Raw genomic sequence first — 21,281 nt, 5'->3', positions numbered from 1 at the left:
AGGAACAGCTTTAAGTATTGATTAAAATTTTATTCTTGGTTCGTTATTCATTATCTCCGTGGGAATCTTAAATTTTACATCCCCGGTATATAATCCTAAATCGTCAATGGTCATATGTACATATTCTTGATTGGTTATTTTTTTGTCTCTTGGATAAACAAACAAAATTGTTGTCGATCCGCTCATCCCATACATTCGTGGATAGAGATAGTCTGCAATAGCTATCGTATCTTTTTGAGGTGTATATAGATGTACTTTTTCTTCCATCCCAAAGGCTAATTGATTGACCATCGCTCCAAATCGTTGTTTATCTCTTGCCATATTGGTTAATAATTCCTGATTGTTTTTGGACATCGATATGGTGAAATACAGATACTGCTCATATTTACTTCGTAAACTATCGATCTTCAAGGCTGTACGCTCACCTGTTAATTCTTGATCTACCAGTAGATCTGTTGGTTTGTACAGTATAGAAAAGTTTACTCCATTAACTGTTTTGGTTTGTAAATAATCATGTTCTGGCTGTTGGATATAATTCAACAATTCTGTAGCGGTATCAAAGGTTTTGGTAGCACACGAGAAAAGGAGGAAGCTTCCTATGAGTATTGCTGTTATTATTTTCAAATTATTTGTTTTTTTGTCCGAAGTCAGATGACTGAACTCGGATGTTGTTTTTCTTTTTATGCTCGTAGTCTGAAGCATATTCCTTGATTCTTGAAGGCAAGCTTCGTTTTTCAACCCTCTGTTTTTAACCACTCACTTTATTTAATTTTATTCTTAAACGCAACCATCATATTCATTAATTCAAAGCTGTCATTATAATACTTTTCAAACTCTTTAGCTGTTATATATTTCCTTCTACTGGCTTTGTGTAAACAGGTTACAACTTCGGCTAAAGATCGTATCGAATATCCCATAAACCTTTTGAATTCAGGATTTGTTTGTCCAATCGATCCTTCAGAAATATTTAGAGCCACAGAATCAACTGCTCTCATTATTTGAGAAGACAGATTATACATCTCCTTTTTTGGAAACTGTCCTGTTATAGCGTTTAGCCCTTCTCCCAAATCCATTGCTCTTTGCCATATAATTAGGTTTTCGAATTTAAATTTCATAGCTTTTTTGTTGAGAGCTGGAAGACGGGAGTCAGAAGCTGGAAGGTAGATTGTTCTTTATCTATTGTCTTCCGTCTTTTAACTCCGGATTTCTGATCTCTGACTCCTGCCTTCGTTACTTCCCTTCAAATTCAGCATTTAACTCTGTTAAGACCTTTTCAGTAAGATCTGCAGACTCTTCACCATACATGATGGTTCCGTTTCCGGTGGCTCCAAAAATTACTTTGTGTCCATTTTTCTTACCATATTCTTTAACGAAGTCATTAATATCATTAATTACGGTTTGCGTAACTTTTTTGTCTTCTTCTACCAATTGTTTTTGTATGGCTTGTTGATAGTTATTTATTTGTTGTTGTTTGTTGGCCAGTAATTCTTGTTTTAATTCTAATTCTTTTTTGCTCATCGAACTACGCTCTTTTTCATACGTTTTGAGTTCGTTTTGCCAACCTGTAATCAAACTATCTACATTAGCTTTCATCGTTTTGGCTTTTTCATCAAATTCTGCTTTTACGACTTTGGTTCTCTTATATCCCTCTAAAAGTTTGTTAACATCTACATATACCAGATCTGAAGAGGATTTCAAGTAGAAAAAAGAAGCTATAGCTATTACAAGCGCTAAGATTGAAATGGGTAGTACTAATTTGTTCATCATTGTCATTGTTTCTGTTTTATTTTGAGTATTTATCGTTTAATCAACAGGGTTTCTAATTTTGCCAACCGTGTTTCAAGGGTGTTATTTTTTTCTTTTTGTTGTTTTAGTTGTTTTTCTTGAGCGATGATTTGTAGTGTCAATTCTTCAATCGTTTTTGAAGACGGAAGACCGGAGACTGAGGTTTGAAGTTTTTGGTTTACTGTTTCTAGCTTCTTTATTCGATCTTCTTGTTGAATTGTGTACAACGTTAGTTCTTCAATCTTCTCCAACAATTTCATGTTCATGATTCCCAAATCTATACCTTCACTTTCCATTATCTTGGCTGAAGGAATATTAGGCAAATGCCCTTTTTCCTGGATGTGTTGTTGTACCTCATTAATGGTCAATAAATCATACTCTTTTTTGAAAACGTAGTCTGGTGCTGGAACGCTTAGGTCAACTTTTACTTCTTCGGCATGGATTTTTCCTTTTACGGTGAGTTTGGCGTCGGGGGTTGTGGTGCCGATGCCTAATTTTCCACCAATAAATTGATCTCCTTCACTATGAACGATCCTAGCCCAAGTTCCACTACCATCAACCTTAGTGCTTCTAAAATACATTCTCGGAGTTGTAGAAGTGTTTCGAATAACAATTTGTCCATTATATCGATAGGAAGAGTTATTAGCGCTATGGTTCATATTAATTCCCCAAAACCATTGATTAGGCTCGGGTGCATTGGTTGCGTTATAACTTTGATAAAAACCGCTTTGCCATAGAGAGTTCCAATTATCGGTGGCATTTGGATCAAGAAGTAACAATTTGTGACCTTTTATGGTTCCAGTAACATCTAATTTTTCTGTAGGTGATGTATTTCCAATACCTACATTTCCTATTTGATCTATTATCATAGCATTTTGCAGGCCTGATGATTTATTTTCTCCAACAGCAAACTTCCATCCATAACCATCACGATAAAGTAACAAAGTTCCGTTGTATTGACCGTTATCTCCGCGTCTTTGCAGGTCAATTGTGGCAGTTCCATCCGTTCCCCGATGTGTCATGAGCCAAGTAGAAACATGACTGTTTCCCCTAGTGACCCCTTTTGCAGCAAGGATTAGATTGGCTCCTTGGTAATTTCCAGTTCCCGTACCTTGAATTTTTATTTGACTGTCTGCTCCCGAACTAATTATATTTCCATTCACATGAAGTTTACCTTCTGGATCTTTGAGCCCCATCCCAATATTTCCATTCGAAGTTAGAGTCATGATATTGGTCCAGGTCGCTGTATCATGTCTCCCCTGAAAATTTAATAAAGTTTTACCTCCGGGATCTTCGTTGATAATTCTATGTCCAAATCCGGATCCCCAGCTTGATGAAAACCAAGTTATTGATTTATCAGACCCTAGATTTGCAGTAAGATTATCAAAATTTTGAGCCTTTATAATTCCCGACCATAACAATACCAAGATAAAAGTGTAATTGTTCATAAAATAATTTATTATAATAAGTTGTATTCTACTTGCTAAGTTTGAAGGATTAAAAATATTACCCTTTATTTTTTAGTGTCTCTAGAACTGAAATTTTTAACAATTCAATTTCTTTTTGTTGCTGAATCATATACAACGTTAGTTCTTCAATCTTCTCCAACAATTTCATATTCATGACTCCCAGGTCTACGCCTTCAGTTTCCATTACCTTGGCTGATGGAATATTAGGCAAATGCCCTTTTTCCTGGATGTGTTGTTGCACCTCATCAATAGTCAACAAATCATATTCTTTTTTGAATACATAATCGGGAGCCGGAACACTTAGGTCAATTTTTACTTCTTCGGCATGGATTTTTCCTTTTACGGTGAGTTTGGCATCGGGGGTTGTCGTTCCTATTCCAACATTACCATTCTGATTTACCCTTATTCTCTCTTTACCCTCGGTATAAAAGTTAAGTCCAAAAAATCCTGATAAACCAACACGATGATATCCTGAACCACTAATGCGGGATAGACCATAATGCGCTACTGAATTACCCAATACATTAAAAGCATCGTGCGTAGAAAAACCTATTTTGTTTACCGAAGAAATATCTCCATCTACTTGTAGTTTTGCTGATGGATTGCTTATACCAATTCCAACATTACCATTCTGATTTACCTTTATTCTCTCCTTACCCTCGGTATAAAAGTTAAGTCCAAAAAATCCTGATAAACCAACACGTTGATATCCCGAACCACTGATGCGAGATAACCCATAATGCGCTACTGAATTACCCAATACATTAAAAGCATCGTGCGTAGAAAAACCTATTTTGTTTACCGAAGAAATATCTCCATCTACTTGTAGTTTTGCTGATGGATTGTTTATACCAATTCCAACATTACTGTTTTCAGAATAAATTGTATTTTGACTATCATAATTGTGTTGTCCACTAATAACACCACTAAAGCTTATAAAAGCTCCTATTATAAATACTTTTTTTTGCATGCTATTTTTTCATTTGTGTTAATAGAAAATCAACTTTGTTCTTAAGATCAATTATTAAAGTATTTTGGTTTTCAAGTTGCTTTATTTTTCTTTCTTGCTCAATGGTATATAGTGTCAACTCCTCAATCTTTTCCAATAATTTCATATTCATGATTCCCAGATCTACACCTTCAGTTTCCATTACTTTGGCTGATGGAATATTAGGCAAATGCCCTTTTTCCTGGATGTGTTGTTGTACCTCATCAATCGTTAATAAGGCATAATCCTTTTTGAAAACATAATCGGGTGCTGGTACGCTAAGGTCAATCTTTACTTCTTCGGCATGAATTTTTCCTTTTACGGTGAGTTTGGCGTCGGGGTTTTTCGTGCCAATGCCTATGTTGCCAGTATGTGTTATTTTTAGCAAAAGACCATTTGCATTTTTGAAGTTAAACCCTCTGACTTTTGAATTATTAGCGATATTAATTCCATCGTTGTTTATTCCTACGTTTAATTCGTAACTACTAGAGTTAGTCCCGGTTAAAAAATTAATAGATTGTCCTCCTTTCTTAATTGATAATCTTGATGTAGGATTGTTGGTTCCAATCCCTAAATTACCAGAATTGGTTAAACACATATATTCCATTAGCTTATGTTGTCCTTCTGAATCATAGTTGTTGTGGTTTCTAAATAACCATCTAAACCCGTAATTTGAACCTTCAAAAACTCCTTTTGATGTATATCGATTGATACCATAATAATAATCCCTAGTTTCATTATTATTTCTATATGCATTAAAGCCTATATGTCCTGACCATTTATTTGAATGACCTCCCCAATTAGACTGGTTCGTCCAATCCGATACCAAAACTCCTGATCTTCCAAAAGAAGCGCGCCCTTCTACATGAAGTTTTGATTGTGGATTAGTTGTTCCTATACCCACATCACCATTATCAGGAAATGAATTAGTTTGACCTAAAATAATCGCACATAATAATATGGCTATGACCGTTAAAATTCTTGTTTTCATATCATCTAGGGGATTAAATAATTATGAGTTTTATATTTTGGGATTGTAGCGGCATGGCGAATATAGATATATTGCTATAATTATATACGTAATACTCCAATTTGTTAATAATTTCATAAAATTTTTAATTTCTATGGATCTGATTTTAACTTGCATTTGCAATGATACAGTATTCCAGTTTCATTTTTTGACACTGGCACATTATTAATAAATTTTATAGGATTACCCCTTCTACGTCTTAGATCGTATTTTTTATTCTTTTCGGGGACAACACCCCTCTGTATCTCCCCTCAAGGGGAGACTTTGGGCTACTTTCCTTTTGAAGATGATAGCGCAAGGCGATAGGTGAGATTATGTGTGGCGAGGGATGAATATAATACGTCGGTTCAACAGCTGGATAAAATTTTTATTGGAAATTTCGAATTGACGTATTATGTAATGCATTGATTTTTAGCGAACAAAACATCTCCCTAAATTCCTCTTCTAAGAGGGACTTTGCCCCCTTCCTTTGAAGACGATGGCGTGATAGCGACAGGCGAGATAGAGCGCAGGAAAAGGGATGAATGTAATACGTCGGTTCAACAGCTGGATAAAATTTTTGTCAGAAATCTTGAATTGACAGATTGCATAATATTCTGTAAATAAAACATCTCCCTAAATCCCTTACTGAAACCAGTTCAGCACAAGCTTTCAAAGAGGGACTTTGCTCCTTTCGTTCTGAGTAAAAACTTTTGATTTAACTGAAGATTTTTTTCAAAAGATAGTATAATACCCCAGCTACACTACATCATCGTAGCGTTGATTTGGTGGGCTGTAGCGATGAATAGACATCAAAATTCTTTGGTAGCAGCATCGTTTCGAATGATTCTACTACTCAATATACTTCTTTTTTTAAGTAGTAACGGAATGACTATTGAAAAGAATACGATTCCGTTAAACCGTACCAGCATAGACTCAAAAAAGAGGGAGATAAAAAGGATAACGAATACAGCTATTTCATTTCTACTTCTATTCATTCGAAAGGCTAAAACGATAAAAACGTTCAGCAATACTGCGAATCCTATGATTCCGGTTTGCAAAAATGTCTGAAGAAATTGATTATGCGCATTGTATTGGTTTTGATAGTTCAATACATAATTTAAGTCTTTGTATTTTTCGACCAAAACGGTATTGGTATCCCCAATACCATATCCAAAAATCGGAGCCTTTGCAATAAGCTTTATACTGGCATCCCAGGTTAATAACCTGGATCGCTCTATCGAAGTATTATCTATCTCTAGCGTTCTGTCAATACTGGTGACATTCGTATAAAAATCAAAAACCCTGGGGTTTTGTAAAAAAACGATACATCCAAGAAAAAACATGAGAACCATGGTATATTTTTGGCTCTTATTTGTAATCTTAGAAATGAGCATGATACTTACAATGAACAAAATTAAGTATGCTGCTATAGAAGCAAGAAGAAAAAGATAAAGAAACAATATAAATACAATAAAGGCTTGTAATCTGGATTGAAGTTGATTTTTAAGATAGTATGACAACACAAGCAAAATATATAAAGAAACATAATTAGGATTGACCAAACTCGAAAATTCTGCACCAAGGAAATTTGTCAATCCATCACTAAGGGTATACATGAGTAGTGACATTCCTTCTGCTGACATCTCTAAAGAAGACATTTCGGTATTGATTATGCCTACGACCGTATAGCATGCTAATACAAAGTTCAGAAAAAATGATAAAATGAGTCCGTAAAGTAAGAATTCGAACAATTTTTTGACGGTAGATGCATCTTCTTTTACGAAAAGGAAAATTATAGGGAAAAACAAAAGCGACAAGGATCGCTGAACTAGTGCTATACCTGCGGAAAGATTTTCTGTATATAATAAGCTGCAAACCATAATGACAAAATATAAAGGAAACAGGAGCAGCGCCTTATCATCTATCTTAAACTTTTTTTTGAACCTGAAAATATGAATAAGCCCAAGTAGTATTGAAACTATAAAAAAGGGGGTTGGAAGATTAATCCCAAGGGGTAATAAAAAAAAGGCGGTGTATAGACTATTCCAGAAGATGGTGAGTATCCAATTGTCTTGATGCTTATAAAATAGTTCTGAAAGCAGAGATATCCTCTTGATCAGTCTCATGTCTACATTTCATTTTTAATTTGATAATCCTTGGTTACTCCTAGCTTTATCTTAATTTAATTAGCCTTAGGTAATTTAGTAAACGATAGTTATTGCTATTTATTTAGAAAAATCTCTATGCTCACTTTTATAAAGCTCCTCTTTTGAAAGATTTTGAAAATATGCTAAAGTTCGTCTCATGCCTTCAGATCGATCTATTGTAGGTTCCCAATTGAGCAGTTCTTTTGCTTTTGATATATTAGGTTGTCTTTGAAGAGGATCGTTGACCGGTAAGGATTTATATACAATTTTTTGATCAGTTCCGGTAAGTTTTATGATTTCTTCAGCAAAATCTTTAATGGTAATTTCATGAGGGTTTCCTAAGTTTACAGGGTATACGTAATCGCTCAGAAGTAGTCTATAAATACCCTCTATCAAATCATCAACGTAGCAAAACGAACGTGTTTGCGAGCCATCCCCAAAGACTGTTACATCTTCTCCTCGCAGGGATTGCCCAATAAATGCAGGAACGACACGGCCATCATTTAATCGCATTCTTGGTCCGTAAGTATTAAAAATGCGAGCAATACGAGTTTCAATACCATGGTAAGTGTGGTAGGCCATCGTAATAGATTCCTGAAAACGTTTTGCTTCATCATACACTCCGCGAGGACCGATCGTATTTACATTACCATAATACTCCTCGGTTTGAGGGTGTACTAGAGGGTCGCCATAAACCTCACTAGTGGAAGCTATTAGGATTCTTGCTTTTTTTTCTTTAGCCAGTCCTAAAAGATTATGAGTGCCTAAAGAACCAACTTTTAACGTTTGAATAGGGATTTTAAGATAATCAATTGGACTTGCCGGGGAAGCAAAATGCAAAATATAATCTAACTCCCCTGAAACGTGGACAAATTTTGTCACGTCATGGTGATAGAATTCAAAATTTTCTAATTTAAAAAGGTGTTCAATATTTTTTAAGTCTCCTGTAATTAAATTGTCCATACCAATCACATGAAAACTTTCATTTATGAATCTATCGCACAAATGCGATCCTAAAAATCCGGCAGCTCCTGTGATCAAGATTTTTTTCAAAATATATTCACTTTTAGATTATGTTATTTTCTGACATTGACCGATAAGGAATTACTTCTATCTGACCGCTTCTTTTTTGATATGTCGAACCTCCGTAAATCACCATCCCTCCTAGAGAACCTGTTAATTTGTTCCAATAGTGCAACCCTTTAAAATATTCCTGGGTAATGGTTTTGCCCGATTTAATTTCTACAGGAATGAGTTCTTCAAAATTGTCTATAATGATATCGACTTCATTACCTGTATTATTTCTCCAAAAATATAGATTATTTGGTTTTCCTTGGTTAAAACGTTGCTTTAAAAATTCTACGATTATCAGGTTTTCAAATACATTTCCTTTAAAAGGATGTAATTCCCATTGATTGGCATGCTGTATCCCTAGTAAAGCGCTAGCCAATCCAACATCATAGAAATATAATTTAGGCATTTTGACAATACGTTTATTAAAGTTTTTATGATGGGGCTGTAATCTAAATACAATAAAGCTGGCTTCTAATACCCCTATCCAGGACTCAATAGTTTTATTATCCACACCCACCTCTATAGCCAACGCATTTTTATTGAGCAATTGCCCTATTCTTCCGGCACATAACTTTACAAACCGTTCAAAAATAATAAGATTTTCAATCCCTTTAAGTTGTCGTACATCTCTTTCTATATATGTTCTTATATAATTCGAAAACCAACTTTGAATGTCGAAGGGTTGATCGTACAAAGGAGGGTAAAATCCCTTGAATAAAAGTTCTGAAATGTCTTGCGGGGCATTTGTTTTGATCTCAGATAAAGAAAACGGAAGTAACGTAAGATATCCAACCCTTCCTGCCAGGCTTTGAGTACTATTTTGTTGTAATAAAAAGTTGTTGGAACCTGTGATAATGAACTGGGCCCTGTCTTCTTTCTCATCCAACATTTGTTGTAAGTAGGAAAATAAGTGCGGAGCTCGTTGTGCCTCATCAAGGATGGCTCCGTTTGATGAAAATTGCGAGAGAAAAGCCCTGGGATCTTCTAAAGCAAAAGCTCTTATATCGGGGTTTTCCAGGTTAACATAGGGTTTAACGGGAAATACCGATCGTACCAATGTTGTTTTACCAGATTGCCTGGGACCCACGACGGCTATGGATTTATATTGTTCTGATAGGGTTATAAGCGCTTTTATAGCGATCCTAGAAATCATATTCAAATATACAATTTGGGAATCTAATTCCCAAATTGTAAGATCATTTTTTAATTATTACTACTATTGTCAACTAAACAGCTCTAAAATGGATGCTTTGGACAACGATTTTACAAAACTTTCATCGGTTTGTATGATATCGCTAGATAGTTCTTTTTTACGGGCTTGATAATTGATGATCTTCTCTTCGATAGTGCCTTTGCAGATCATTTTATAGGCCATTACATGTTTGGTTTGGCCAATACGATAGCAACGATCGATCGCCTGTGCTTCTACAGCAGGGTTCCACCAGGGATCTACGATATATACATAATCAGCAGCGGTAAGGTTGAGTCCTGTACCCCCTGCCTTAAGGCTTATCAAAAACAATCTGATGTTTTCATTTTGCTGAAAATTAGCGACGCGCTCCTGCCGGTTTTTTGTTTTTCCGTCTAGGTATTCATATAAAATACCCTGTGTATCTAATTCTTTTTTCAGTAGATTGAGCATCGCAACGAACTGAGAAAATATCAAGATCTTGTGTTTTCCGGTTTTTTCAGTGATATGCTGCAGTAATTCTTTTATTTTTACAGCCTCTGATGTATATCCTTCATCTTCTTTGAGTAGTTGCGGGGCATCACAAATCTGTCTTAACTTGGTAAGCCCTTCGAGCACATATATTTTGGTTTTCCCCAATCCGTTTTCATCGATTTTCCCAAGCAAATAATTCCTGTATTTATTTCGATACGCATCATAGACCTGCTGTTGCGATTCAGACATGGTACAATACAAAATTTGCTCTGTTTTTTCTGGCAATTCTTTGGCGACTTGTTCTTTAGTGCGTCTTAGTAAAAAGGGATGGATCAATGTTTTTAGTTCTTTAGCAACGTTTGAGTCTTTATCTTTATCGATAGGTATTGAAAAAGCTTTTTTAAAGTGTGCCATAGTGCCCAATAAACCAGGATTTGCAAAACTCATTTGTGCATACAGGTCAAAGGTGTTATTTTCTATAGGCGTGCCGGTAAGTACTAATCGGTTTTTGGCTTTTAACAACCGTACCGCTTTATAGCGTTGTGAATTCGGGTTTTTAATTGCCTGGGATTCGTCTAGAATGATGTAGTGAAAGTCATAGTTTTTTAGCATTTGGATATCACGCATCACAATGCCGTAGGTGGTTAGGATCACCAATTTTTCTTTAAAAGACCCTGTGTCCTTTTCTCTTTCACTACCTGTGTGCACAATAACATGCAACGAAGGGCAAAACTTTTTGATTTCTTCCTGCCAGTTAAAAATCAATGAAGTAGGCACAATGACCAGATGGGCTCTTTTCGGCTTATTTTTTGTATTGATATGTTTCAAAAAGGTAATCACCTGAAGAGTTTTCCCTAGTCCCATATCATCTGCCAAACATCCCCCAAAATTGTACTCGTCTAAAAAACAAAGCCAATTGAGCCCCTCTTTTTGGTAATCCCGAAGTGTTGCAAGGATTCCTTTTGGTATGGTTACACTGGAAATCTTATCAAATTGTTGTAAACGCTCTTTTATGTTACGATGTTGCGCCAATATCGGAGATTCTGGATCCAAATCGTCGTAGAGACTATCAATCACAGAGAACTGATATTTAGAAACACGTATCCCCTCTTTTTTAACGGTTGCTGTTCTAAAAAGATGAGCGTATTTTTCTAGCCAATGCTCTGGTAAGATCCCAATGCTTCCATCATCAAGAGCAATGTATTTGTTTTTATTGATGACTGATTTTTGCAAATCTTGAAGCGAAACAGTAAGGTCACCAAAAGCTACTTTAACATTGACGTCAAACCAATCGACACCAGAGTTTATGTTCATTTGTATGGAAGGCTTGTGAAGGCTGTATTTTTTTACAGACAGGTCGTTATAGCCAAAAACCTGAACGTCATTTTCTTTTAGCAGTTCGAAAGCCTTTAAAAACCACATGTTTTCAATAAATTGCTTTGGGGTGAGATGAAAAAACTCCTGATGTTGATGAGCAAACTCCGGGTGAAGACCTACAAGCATTTTTTTGAACTCTTCCTCATATGCATGATGCCGTTGCAATACTTCGATATGATCTTTTTTTAATTTTTGTACGGGAGCCGGATTGCATATTTCGACAGGTTCTTCAGCATATAGTACAATCGGTTTTAATAAAATAAACCCATGAATTTCTGACAAATACAACTGTTTTGCGACTTCAGTTTCAGGGATTATCCTGGTTTTTGTGGGAAGATGTTGCATATCAACCGTAAACTTTTTAGATAAAGGATTTAAGAAATCAGTATAATATGTATTAAATTCGTTTCTAGGCACCCGCAACTGTGCATTCTTTTTAAACGTTTCAAAAGCTTTTACATCGCCAACAGATTTTAACAGGTAAAAAACGCCGTCTTTTTCCAGAAAAGGTGCTTTTATAGCAATATCAACACTTTGCAGCGGGATAGATACGCCTTTAATTCTGGCAAATGCCTGTACCTTCATATAATCTGTTTCCTGCGACACTTCAAAATGCAATTTGGGAGGGTTTGAAACATTCATCCCTTTCTTTTGCGTAAGATTTTTTGGAGAAATTTTTTGGGCATGATAATACCCGTATGAATGATAGTAAGACAATTCGTAAATCATTACATCAGCAAGATCTTCCTTCATTTTTTGGCAGAGGGAAATTAACGCTTGTAACTGATCTGATCTATTATCCTTACGTGTATTTTTAATGGTTTCATTATATTCTAGCAATCCATTAACAAGACGGGTTTCTGGTGGTGTAAAAAGTGCTTTGTCTTTATAATACTCCTCTACCCTGATTTCAAAGATTTGATTAGAAAGGTCGCCATTCTTTTTTGTATTCCCTTTGATGGGAAACATGACCAGGATATTTGCATCTGGAACCTGTTGAAAAAACATGCCGATGGCCACCATCATTTTAGGAGATCGAAGCTTTGAGGGCACAGCAGGTAATTTGTCGATCGTAGCCTGCTCGCCAGTGACTAATTCTTCTAGAATTTTATGAAGCCCTTCTTGATATTGTGGCAATTTTAAAATTCCCGGATGCTCGGGAATGACCGTTATTTCCCCTTGATCATACCCAAACCTGAAGTACTTTTTGTAATCATCGGTATCCAAATCATACCCATATTGCTGTAACAATCCTTTTTTGATGGTTTTTATCCTATCCGGATTCCAAAATACGGGTTGTACATGACTGTAAAAAATATCTAAAGCCAGCATCTGATGCAGGCATAAAAACTGGTTGGTTGCTGTACATGTACAATACAGCTCCAGGTTTTCAGGCTTTCTATAGATCTTGATCTGGTGATTTTCTGAAGCTACATGTCCTTTTGCGTTGAATTCTAAATGAAATACAGGTTGATCGATATCAAAAGGAGGTAGTAAGGTAATATAATCTCGCGCATAATGGTTCCTGTATTGCTTGGAAACCTTTGGGGAACTGATAGTGTTTAAAAATGCACTGATATTCCCATTATGTTGGGGAACAGGAATTATAATGGGCTTTTTGCTACTATATCTTTTCTTTTTTACAGGGCTTTTATCCTGACTTTGCTCATTTTGAGACTTTAACAAGACGTCCACTTCATGCGCTATGGCTACCTGGTGTTTGCAAACCGGGCTCCAATCATAAGGACAGGTACATCCACCCTGTATCTGGCCCGTATTAAAACCGATGAGTTGTACCTGATAGGTATTGCCATAGCTCCCGTGAACCTCGGCTTTGACTTCATTTTGATCTTCAGATAGTTCAACGGTAATAAGCTCTATGCTTTTGGCCCTGTTGCGTATGGCATTGGTGGTGTTCTGATTGATGTAGTTTTTAAGGGGTATATGTTGTATGGGCACAGGTGTAATTTTATGCCTGAAAATACGGTATAATTTATATTATTTTTTTAAAATAAGATTAAAGTTTTATGTTTTCATGTAATGAAGTGATTTAACCTTTTTTAGATTTAGCTTGTGAACTGACATTTTAAACAATATATGAAGTAGCATATACCGTGACTCACTTAGAGTCATAGTCTCGACTCTCTTTCTATTTTATTAAAAGCGCGCATGAGATCCTGAAATGAATTCAGGATGACAGTACTATTTCATATTTTATAGGGGTCAGAAGCGTCCAATCGCTCCTGTGTTTAGAACTTCTTTAAGAATAGAACTAATTTATGTTAATTTCCTGATCCAATTTTATAATAAGCAAAACCCATTTCTTCCATTTTAGTTCTATCTAAAATGCCTCTTCCATCAAATAAAAATGCTGGCTTTTTCATTTTCTCATGTATCCTTTTCCAGTCATAATCTTTGAACTCATTCCACTCTGTAAGGATAGCAATCCCATGAGCATTTTCCATCGTCCTGTAAGGGTCGTTGAGCACTGTTAAATGCTCTTTATTTTCTTCAGGTGATCTAGTCCCTAGGGAATCTAAATCTTGATATATTTGCTTTTCTTTTACTTTAGGGTCAAATACGACAACATTTGCTTGCTCATTTAATAAATTATCAGCAACTTTAATAGCTGGAGACTCTCGGGTGTCATTTGTGTTTTTCTTAAAAGCCCATCCCAGAAATGCAATTTTCTTTCCCGAAACGGTATTATACAATGTCCTTACAATGTTATCTGAAAACCTATTTTTTTGATGATCATTCATAATAATGACCTGTTCCCAATAATCTGCCACTTCATTCAGTCCGTAACTTTTGGCTATGTATACTAAGTTTAAAATATCTTTTTGAAAACAAGATCCACCAAAACCAACTGAAGCATTCAGAAATTTAGATCCAATTCTTGAATCCATCCCAATAGCTTTGGAAACTTCTTGAACATCGGCACCTGTTTTTTCACAAATTTCAGACATTGCATTAATAGAGGATACTCGCTGGGCTAAAAAGGCATTGGCAGTTAATTTAGAAAGTTCTGAGGACCAAACATTGGTCGTCAAAATCTTTTCTTTTGGGACCCAATTAGCATATATCTCTACTAATGCTTGTATCGCTTTTTTACCTTCTGAATTAGACATATCTCCTCCTATCAATACCCTATCAGGATTTAGCAAATCTTCAATAGCAGTACCCTCGGCCAAAAATTCAGGATTAGATAAAATTTGGAATTGTACTCCATTACTCGTATTATCTAAAATATCTTTAATTGCTGAGGCAGTTCTTACTGGCAATGTTGATTTTTCGATGACTATTTTTTCTGTTTTGGCTACTCTTGCGATCTGACGTGCGCATAACTCTATATATTTCAAATCAGCAGCCATACCTTTTCCCTTACCATATGTTTTGGTTGGAGTGTTTACCGAAATAAAAATCATATCAGCCTCTTCAATTGCTTTATCAACTTCTGTTGAGAAGAAAAGGTTTTTTCCTCTAACCTTCTCTACTATTTCTGCTAAACCTGGTTCAAAGATTGGAAGGTTATTAAGGTTATCATCATTCCAATCATCAATTCGCGATTGATTGATATCAACAACGGTTACTTTTATTTCAGGGCATTGCTCTGCGATTACCGTCATAGTAGGTCCGCCTACATAACCTGCGCCTATACAGCAAATGGATTTGATTTGCATATTAAAAACTTAAAAAAAATGATAAAAGATAAATTGCTTCAAAGCTACTGGAATTTTATTAACTTTTATTCTATATATTAATCAAAATAATTTAAAAGATCTATTATTTGTCTATGTTCATTGACCCTAACCAATTTCTTTTATTTTTGCCGAATATATTAGGGTTACAGTATTTATGTATCTAATTCCTAAATAATGATTTTCCTGGTTTTTATACTCCTCTTGAAAATAAGATAGTAGTTACTGTTTTAAATAAAATCCTTATATCTAATGTAACAGACCTGTTTTTGATATAATACAGATCATATTCTAGCTTTCTTATTGAATCCTCTAAGTTTTCACCATATTTGTACTTGACTTGTGCCCATCCAGTAATTCCTGGTTTAATTACATGCCTGACAGAATAGAAAGGATTTATTTTGTCCAACTGATCGACGAAAATTTTTCTCTCTGGTCTTGGCCCTATAAAACTCATATCTCCGTTAATAACAGAAATAATTTGTGGTAGCTCATCAATTCTAAATGCTCTTAAAACTTTGCCAAAAGGTGTTATTCTAGCATCATTATTAGTGGCCATTCTGGCTCCAGACTTTTCGGCATCAATCACCATTGATCTAAATTTGTAAATATTAAATTCTTTGCCTTTTTTACCAATTCTCTTTTGAACGTAGAATAGAGGTCCTTTATTTAAGAAAAAGTTGAAAATTAATACTAGTGGAATTACTAAAACGAGAACGATCCCAACAATAACACATAATGTGAGATCAATCAATTTAGTAAACAACTTCTGTATGTAATGCGCCCTTTTATTTTTTAAATGTAATACTTCATAAAAATTGTTTCCTAATAAATTTAAAGGTAAGGCTTCATATGTAGATTCATAAAAGGACGTAAATGTAAACGCTTCTTTTCCAAAGTACATTGCTCGGGTTAAAAAGTTTTCTACCTCAACTGGAATATCTTGGTAATTAATTATTCTTATGATGACTGTATCAATTTTAGGAAGTAGATTAGTTAACCGTTCAGGATTATTGGCAAATGTTTCATGATTTGTGCATAGGCTTAATTTTACCTTAAAACCGTTAGAATTTTTTTCTCCTTCAATATTATTTATATTCTCTTCTCTATCTATTTCAAAAGAATCTTCATAAATAAAGATAGTATTCTTTAAAAAGGGCTGTGAAATAAAAAAATTAGAACACATGAGTCGCCAAGCTGTTAATGAAAATGGCATTAATGCTAAAAACGTTACTAGATAGGGTCTACTTACTGTAGTATTGATTAGTAAAACAGTAATGAAGAAAATAGAAAAGGAATATAAAACACCGACTATCAATGCTAATCTAAAAATTGTAATAGGTTTCGAAGCCCTTTCTAAATTATATATATCTATTACGTAAGCAATTATCGAAAATAAAATAATTCCAGTTATATAAATAGTTAAACTATGTTTTTCATGATCAAAAGTCCCTTTTAATGTTCTGTTTGTTAACAAATAAAGATATAGTATGACAATCATAATATCACCTATAAATAAAAATAGTTTTCTTTCAATTACATTGAGGGTAAAGACCTTGTTCATCAATTTTAAATAAGTACAAAAGTAGTAATTAATTAATATTAAAGATCTTCTAATTCTTTATTATCTTATTTATTACGACATTCAATAAATAAAACAAACTTTTGATTTTTGAAAACCCCTCAATCTCACGATATAACCTCCATTGATACTTTATTAGATTAACTTTATTAGAAGAAATAGAGTCTTTTCGGACTCTGTAATACGCTAATACTTCATTGAGACCGTGTGCGGTAGTAAGTTTCAATATTTTTAACCATAACGCATAATCTTGTCTCTTTCTTATTGTAGGCATATATTGTTTACCTAATACCTCAGCGTCATACATAGCTGACAAACAACCGATCGGGTTATCAAACAAAGCTTCCTTATACGTAACCCGTTTCTTTGATTTAATTATCCTTATTTCATTTCCTTCTTCATCAATTTGTCTATAACTCGTAAAGCTAAAGGCAAAATTATTTGACTGCATAAAATCCAGTTGCTTTTGTAGCTTTTCTGGGTGCCACATATCATCACTATCTAGAAAGGCTATAAATCGCCCTTTTGCTAATCTTATAGCTTTGTTTCTTGCTACACCTGCCCCCGAATTTTTATTTAGCTTATATGATTTTATTCTATGGTCTTTAACTCTACATTCATCAATAATACCCCAAGAATTATCTGTTGATCTATCATCAATAAGAATCATTTCCCAATCTTCAAACGTTTGTGCGATAACAGAATCTATAGTTTCTCTAAGGAATTTTTCAGAATTATAAACTGGTGTAATTATACTAACTTTCAAGCCTGTACATTTGTTAATTTGACATTAGAATCCTTTAGCGATAAAACACAAAAAGATCTTACTCCTGGATGAACAGAATCAAAAGAAATTTTGGTCCCTAGTCTATCCCACCTCGGGTGTAAATCACATCGATACATTTCTCTATATTTAAATGGAGAGAAAAAATAACCTATTTCGCTTCTTGTATTATCTTCTAAATCAATAGTAAAAACCTTTTGAATCCTATTGCGATCGGGATATGTGTCCGATACTACAAGTTTATTGGACTCGCAAAACTGAGGATGCCCATCTGAATTAAACCTTTTCTTATCTAAAACTTTTAATTCTGAAGAAAAATCTGAGAAAATGGTATATGCATCTCCGTACTGGGTAGTTGCAGCATAGGCCAATATCTGGGTTTCATTTATCCAAGTAAGATGAGAGACCATATCCCTAGCGGGAAGCTCATATAAGTTCTCACCATTTAAATCTGATGTTAGTAACCTGGTCTTGACTCTTTTTCCTTTTCCTTCATTCCATCTATGTAAAAAGAAAAATCTTTTCGCTTCAGGAGAAAACTGAGTATGTGTAAGGAAATGAAATGCATTCTGCATAGAATCTTCTCTATTAAAATTCGCAATATCTTTTACAGAAAATAACATCTTAGATTCATTTGTTTTGATATTAACCAAAGTTATACCCATATTCTCGGGCTCTAAAACACTATTATTGGATTCTTCAGATTCATTTTGATATCCATACCCTGGCATACCGATATTTAATCTGTCAAATGAGTATGACAATCCAAAGTTACCACATTTAGATATTACGCTAACAGGAACATCAATTTCTTTTATAATCTCTCCATTTAGATTTACAATCTTAGAAGCATTTTTTTCTCCATTCCAATAGTTAAATATTATTTCTTTATCATTAACCCATTGCAACATACTTCCTTGTTGCCAATTCCAAGAATCTGTCTTTCCTATAGATGTAAACTCAAAAGAATGAGTATCAAAGTATCCAACTTCAATTTGTCCTTTACAGGACTTTGAGTTGTTCTTTCCAATATAGTGCGATAAGGCCTTTGAATTATCCGGAGACCAAGGAGTTTTATCATGGAAACCAAAGAAAAATCCTTCTTTAACTTCAATTTTAAATTGTGTTGAAAATTTGTTTTTGGGTGTATTAAACAATAATATAATACATTGATAGAAATCCCTAATAGCTTTTTTTAAAAAAGGAGTTTTTTTTACACCATCATATATAATTCTTTCAATTTTGTTCATTTCTTATACTTTAAATATCCTCTTAACGAATAAATCATGGTGTTAAATAAACCTATTTTTTGCAATTTCGCTTCTTTGCGTTTTTTTAAACAAAATACCATGGAAACCAAAAAACCTTTAAACCCAAACATCCTCTTAAATACTGCTCCTTTTGAAACAAAATGTTTTTTATCTAATACTCTTCCTGAATTCTCATAAGGATGAATTACTATAGTCTCTGGTATGAATGAAATTTTACAGCCTTGTTTATGTGCATCAAAAAGAAAAATGTTGTTCTCTCCTGTATTAAATTGTGCACCTAATCCAAAATTTTCATCAAATCGTAGACTTTTTTGAATCCTATTTAAGTTCAAAACCATGTCGATAGAGGACACTTTAAGTAATGTTCTTTTTGAATGAACAAATTGTTTATTAGCATATTCTTTAAAAAATTTGCCATCAGGTGTCTTAATCATAAAAGTTAAAATCTCATCTTCTTGATTTTTATTGAATGACTCTTTGATTATTGTATCGAATTCTTTTACATATTCAACATCATCATCAGCAACAATACAATATCCTGAGTTTACCTGATCCAAAGCAATGTTTCTACTTCTAGATAGGCCTTTACCATTATCATTAACGATTTTACAAAACTCTTTTTCCAGTTGCAGCGGTGTTTTGTCATTAATCATTTGATTAACAATAACCATGCTTAAATCTGGTGAAAGATGTAAACCAATTAAATGATCATTTTCTAAAATCTTCCTATCAACTGTAGATGCTAAAATGATTACTTTATCTTCCAATATTTTTAATTTTAAATAATGAAAAAACATACGCCGCTAAAGGTAGCAACATAAAAATTCCATTCATTCTATGCCTATAAGCTCCTGAAATGTTAGTTTCCATAATTGCAGGTACAACTATAAACAGAAGAAATAATATCATCCAGCGATTAAAATTCTTTCTCCTAAACATAACAATAGGCAAAAATAGAAATACTATTATAAAAACTGAGTCCAATAATGGAATTAACTTATTAAATGCAACTTCTTTTGATACTAAAATAGGTAGGGGTGAAAGTATATATTGAGTAACTATAAGAAAAAGATTTTTGAGATAGTATAATGGGCTCGTCCAATCTAACGAATTGTAACCTTCAATACCGAATCTTGAATTCGAGCGCGCCCTGTATTGAGCAATCCATTCTATGCTAAAGTCAATATTATACAAGCTCAAAATAACCTCTTGCCCAATAAATGCAAGAATCAGAGCTAAAACTCCAAATTTCAAGAAGTTTTTTGCTGTTAAAAGTTTTTTCTTATCCACATAGGCAACAAAATAAGCAAGTACCATACATATCCCGGTAATAGGTCTTATGATGAACAAAAACAATATAAAAACTAACATTAATACATAATTCTTATATCTCATACAATAAAATTTAACTAGGAAATAAATACATATTGAAAATACCATAAGCATCATTGATTCTCTTAAGATGCTTGAAGTATGCATTAAAGCAACTGGGTAAACCACAGATAATATTTGCAAAAAAATAAAAACCGAGGTACGTGTTTTCTCTCCATTATACCCGCAATACATTTTGAAGGCCTTAAAAAGATACAATATAGCTACCTGAAAATAAAAAATATTAAAAATGACAAAAACGGCAGGTCTTCCAAAACATAATTTGATGGGAATATAATTGAGTATAGAATATCCCATTACTCCAAAAGTGAATGCATTAAAATTTTTAAAATCAAAAATTACAGCAGCATATGCATGTGTATCAGGAGGTATCGATTTAAAATGAAATATTTGATTTAAAACAAAAAAGGATAGTGGAAGAAAAAAAGCAATACAAGTAGTAACAGCAACCTCTCTAGTCAATAACCTTTCTCTTCTCAGAAGAAAAAAATAAAAAAAAATGGCACTTAATAAATAAAGGACTATAAGCAAAAAAGCTATAACATCTATTTTAAAAATTGAATAAAAGTCCATCCTTATTGCTCTATATTATTCTTTAATAATTTTCTTTGAAAAGTTATACTATTTTGCATAATCCAGTTTCAAATATAGATAATCCTGTAAAACAAAAATCATAGTCTGCAGTTACCAATCATAATTTCTTCTTCTGTAGGATTATAAAAATTTCCCTCAACTTTATATAATCCTGTTATTCCACTATTAACAGCAGTTTGTATAACACATAAATTGTCTAGTTTTTTATTGTCAATAGTAAAAACATCTATTTTAAAAATTGAGTAAAAGTCAATTCTAAATATTTGATCATCTAACGTATTATTTTTAATTATCATTTTAGAATGACCTAATCAGCCTATGATACTCCCAATCCTTAGGACAGTCTAAAGGTATTTTTTAATTATTTACGAAGCCATATTTTTCTGATAAAATATTTGATCAGGTGGCACTTTTCCTATTTCTGTATGTCTTCTTTTGGTGT

16 protein-coding genes are annotated in these 21,281 nt (G+C 33.8%); all 16 read right to left on the bottom strand.

What is annotated here, in order from left to right; genetic code table 11:
- Positions 1–21: 21 nt before the first annotated feature.
- On the bottom strand, positions 22–624 hold the full coding sequence (locus J8281_RS13885) for a hypothetical protein (protein WP_210198243.1): 603 nt from the start codon (positions 622–624) through the stop codon (positions 22–24).
- A gap of 137 nt (positions 625–761) precedes the next feature.
- Positions 762–1,115, bottom strand: coding sequence for a four helix bundle protein (locus J8281_RS13880; protein ID WP_210198242.1), 354 nt, complete (start codon positions 1,113–1,115; stop codon positions 762–764).
- 115 nt (positions 1,116–1,230) lie between these two features.
- Positions 1,231–1,767: an OmpH family outer membrane protein gene (locus J8281_RS13875; protein WP_210198241.1), complete on the bottom strand. Its 537-nt coding sequence runs from the start codon at positions 1,765–1,767 to the stop codon at positions 1,231–1,233.
- A gap of 29 nt (positions 1,768–1,796) precedes the next feature.
- A complete protein-coding gene (locus J8281_RS13870; RefSeq protein ID WP_210198240.1) occupies positions 1,797–3,233 on the bottom strand; it encodes a pyocin knob domain-containing protein in 1,437 nt (478 codons plus the stop codon).
- 58 nt (positions 3,234–3,291) lie between these two features.
- Entirely contained in the window at positions 3,292–4,224 is a 933-nt protein-coding gene (locus J8281_RS13865; RefSeq protein ID WP_210198239.1) for a tail fiber protein, read from the bottom strand.
- 1 nt (position 4,225) lies between these two features.
- Complete coding sequence (locus J8281_RS13860; RefSeq protein WP_210198238.1) at positions 4,226–5,233, bottom strand: tail fiber protein; 1,008 nt, start codon at positions 5,231–5,233, stop codon at positions 4,226–4,228.
- A gap of 830 nt (positions 5,234–6,063) precedes the next feature.
- A complete protein-coding gene (locus tag J8281_RS13855) occupies positions 6,064–7,380 on the bottom strand; it encodes an O-antigen ligase (protein ID WP_210198237.1) in 1,317 nt (438 codons plus the stop codon).
- A 99-nt stretch (positions 7,381–7,479) separates the two neighbouring features.
- Positions 7,480–8,454 carry a UDP-glucuronic acid decarboxylase family protein gene (locus J8281_RS13850; RefSeq protein ID WP_210198236.1) on the bottom strand — a complete coding sequence of 325 codons (975 nt, stop codon included), beginning with the start codon at positions 8,452–8,454 and terminating at the stop codon, positions 7,480–7,482.
- A 13-nt stretch (positions 8,455–8,467) separates the two neighbouring features.
- Positions 8,468–9,628 (bottom strand): ATP-binding protein, encoded by a 1,161-nt coding sequence (locus J8281_RS13845; RefSeq protein WP_210198235.1) that lies wholly within the window; start codon positions 9,626–9,628, stop codon positions 8,468–8,470.
- Between the two features lie 69 nt (positions 9,629–9,697).
- Complete coding sequence (locus tag J8281_RS19740) at positions 9,698–13,474, bottom strand: DEAD/DEAH box helicase (RefSeq protein WP_210198234.1); 3,777 nt, start codon at positions 13,472–13,474, stop codon at positions 9,698–9,700.
- A 323-nt stretch (positions 13,475–13,797) separates the two neighbouring features.
- The gene (locus J8281_RS13835; protein ID WP_210198233.1) at positions 13,798–15,198 is read right to left on the bottom strand and encodes a nucleotide sugar dehydrogenase; all 1,401 of its coding nucleotides are present in this window, start codon (positions 15,196–15,198) and stop codon (positions 13,798–13,800) included.
- 211 nt (positions 15,199–15,409) lie between these two features.
- Positions 15,410–16,780 (bottom strand): exopolysaccharide biosynthesis polyprenyl glycosylphosphotransferase, encoded by a 1,371-nt coding sequence (locus J8281_RS13830; protein ID WP_210198232.1) that lies wholly within the window; start codon positions 16,778–16,780, stop codon positions 15,410–15,412.
- Positions 16,781–16,829: 49 nt separating this feature from the next.
- Positions 16,830–17,564: a glycosyltransferase family 2 protein gene (locus J8281_RS13825; protein WP_210198231.1), complete on the bottom strand. Its 735-nt coding sequence runs from the start codon at positions 17,562–17,564 to the stop codon at positions 16,830–16,832.
- Positions 17,561–18,832: a hypothetical protein gene (locus J8281_RS13820; RefSeq protein ID WP_210198230.1), complete on the bottom strand. Its 1,272-nt coding sequence runs from the start codon at positions 18,830–18,832 to the stop codon at positions 17,561–17,563. Before J8281_RS13820 ends, J8281_RS13825 begins: the two co-directional genes overlap by 4 nt.
- A complete protein-coding gene (locus J8281_RS13815) occupies positions 18,829–19,620 on the bottom strand; it encodes a glycosyltransferase (RefSeq protein ID WP_210198229.1) in 792 nt (263 codons plus the stop codon). Before J8281_RS13815 ends, J8281_RS13820 begins: the two co-directional genes overlap by 4 nt.
- Entirely contained in the window at positions 19,610–20,818 is a 1,209-nt protein-coding gene (locus tag J8281_RS13810) for a hypothetical protein (protein ID WP_210198228.1), read from the bottom strand. Before J8281_RS13810 ends, J8281_RS13815 begins: the two co-directional genes overlap by 11 nt.
- Positions 20,819–21,281: the final 463 nt, after the last annotated feature.

It is taken from the genome of Aquimarina sp. U1-2 (assembly GCF_017897595.1).
Lineage (GTDB): Bacteria > Bacteroidota > Bacteroidia > Flavobacteriales > Flavobacteriaceae > Aquimarina.
The sequence above is the reverse complement of the archived record's forward strand: the minus strand, read 5'-3'. Positions and strand labels throughout refer to the sequence as shown.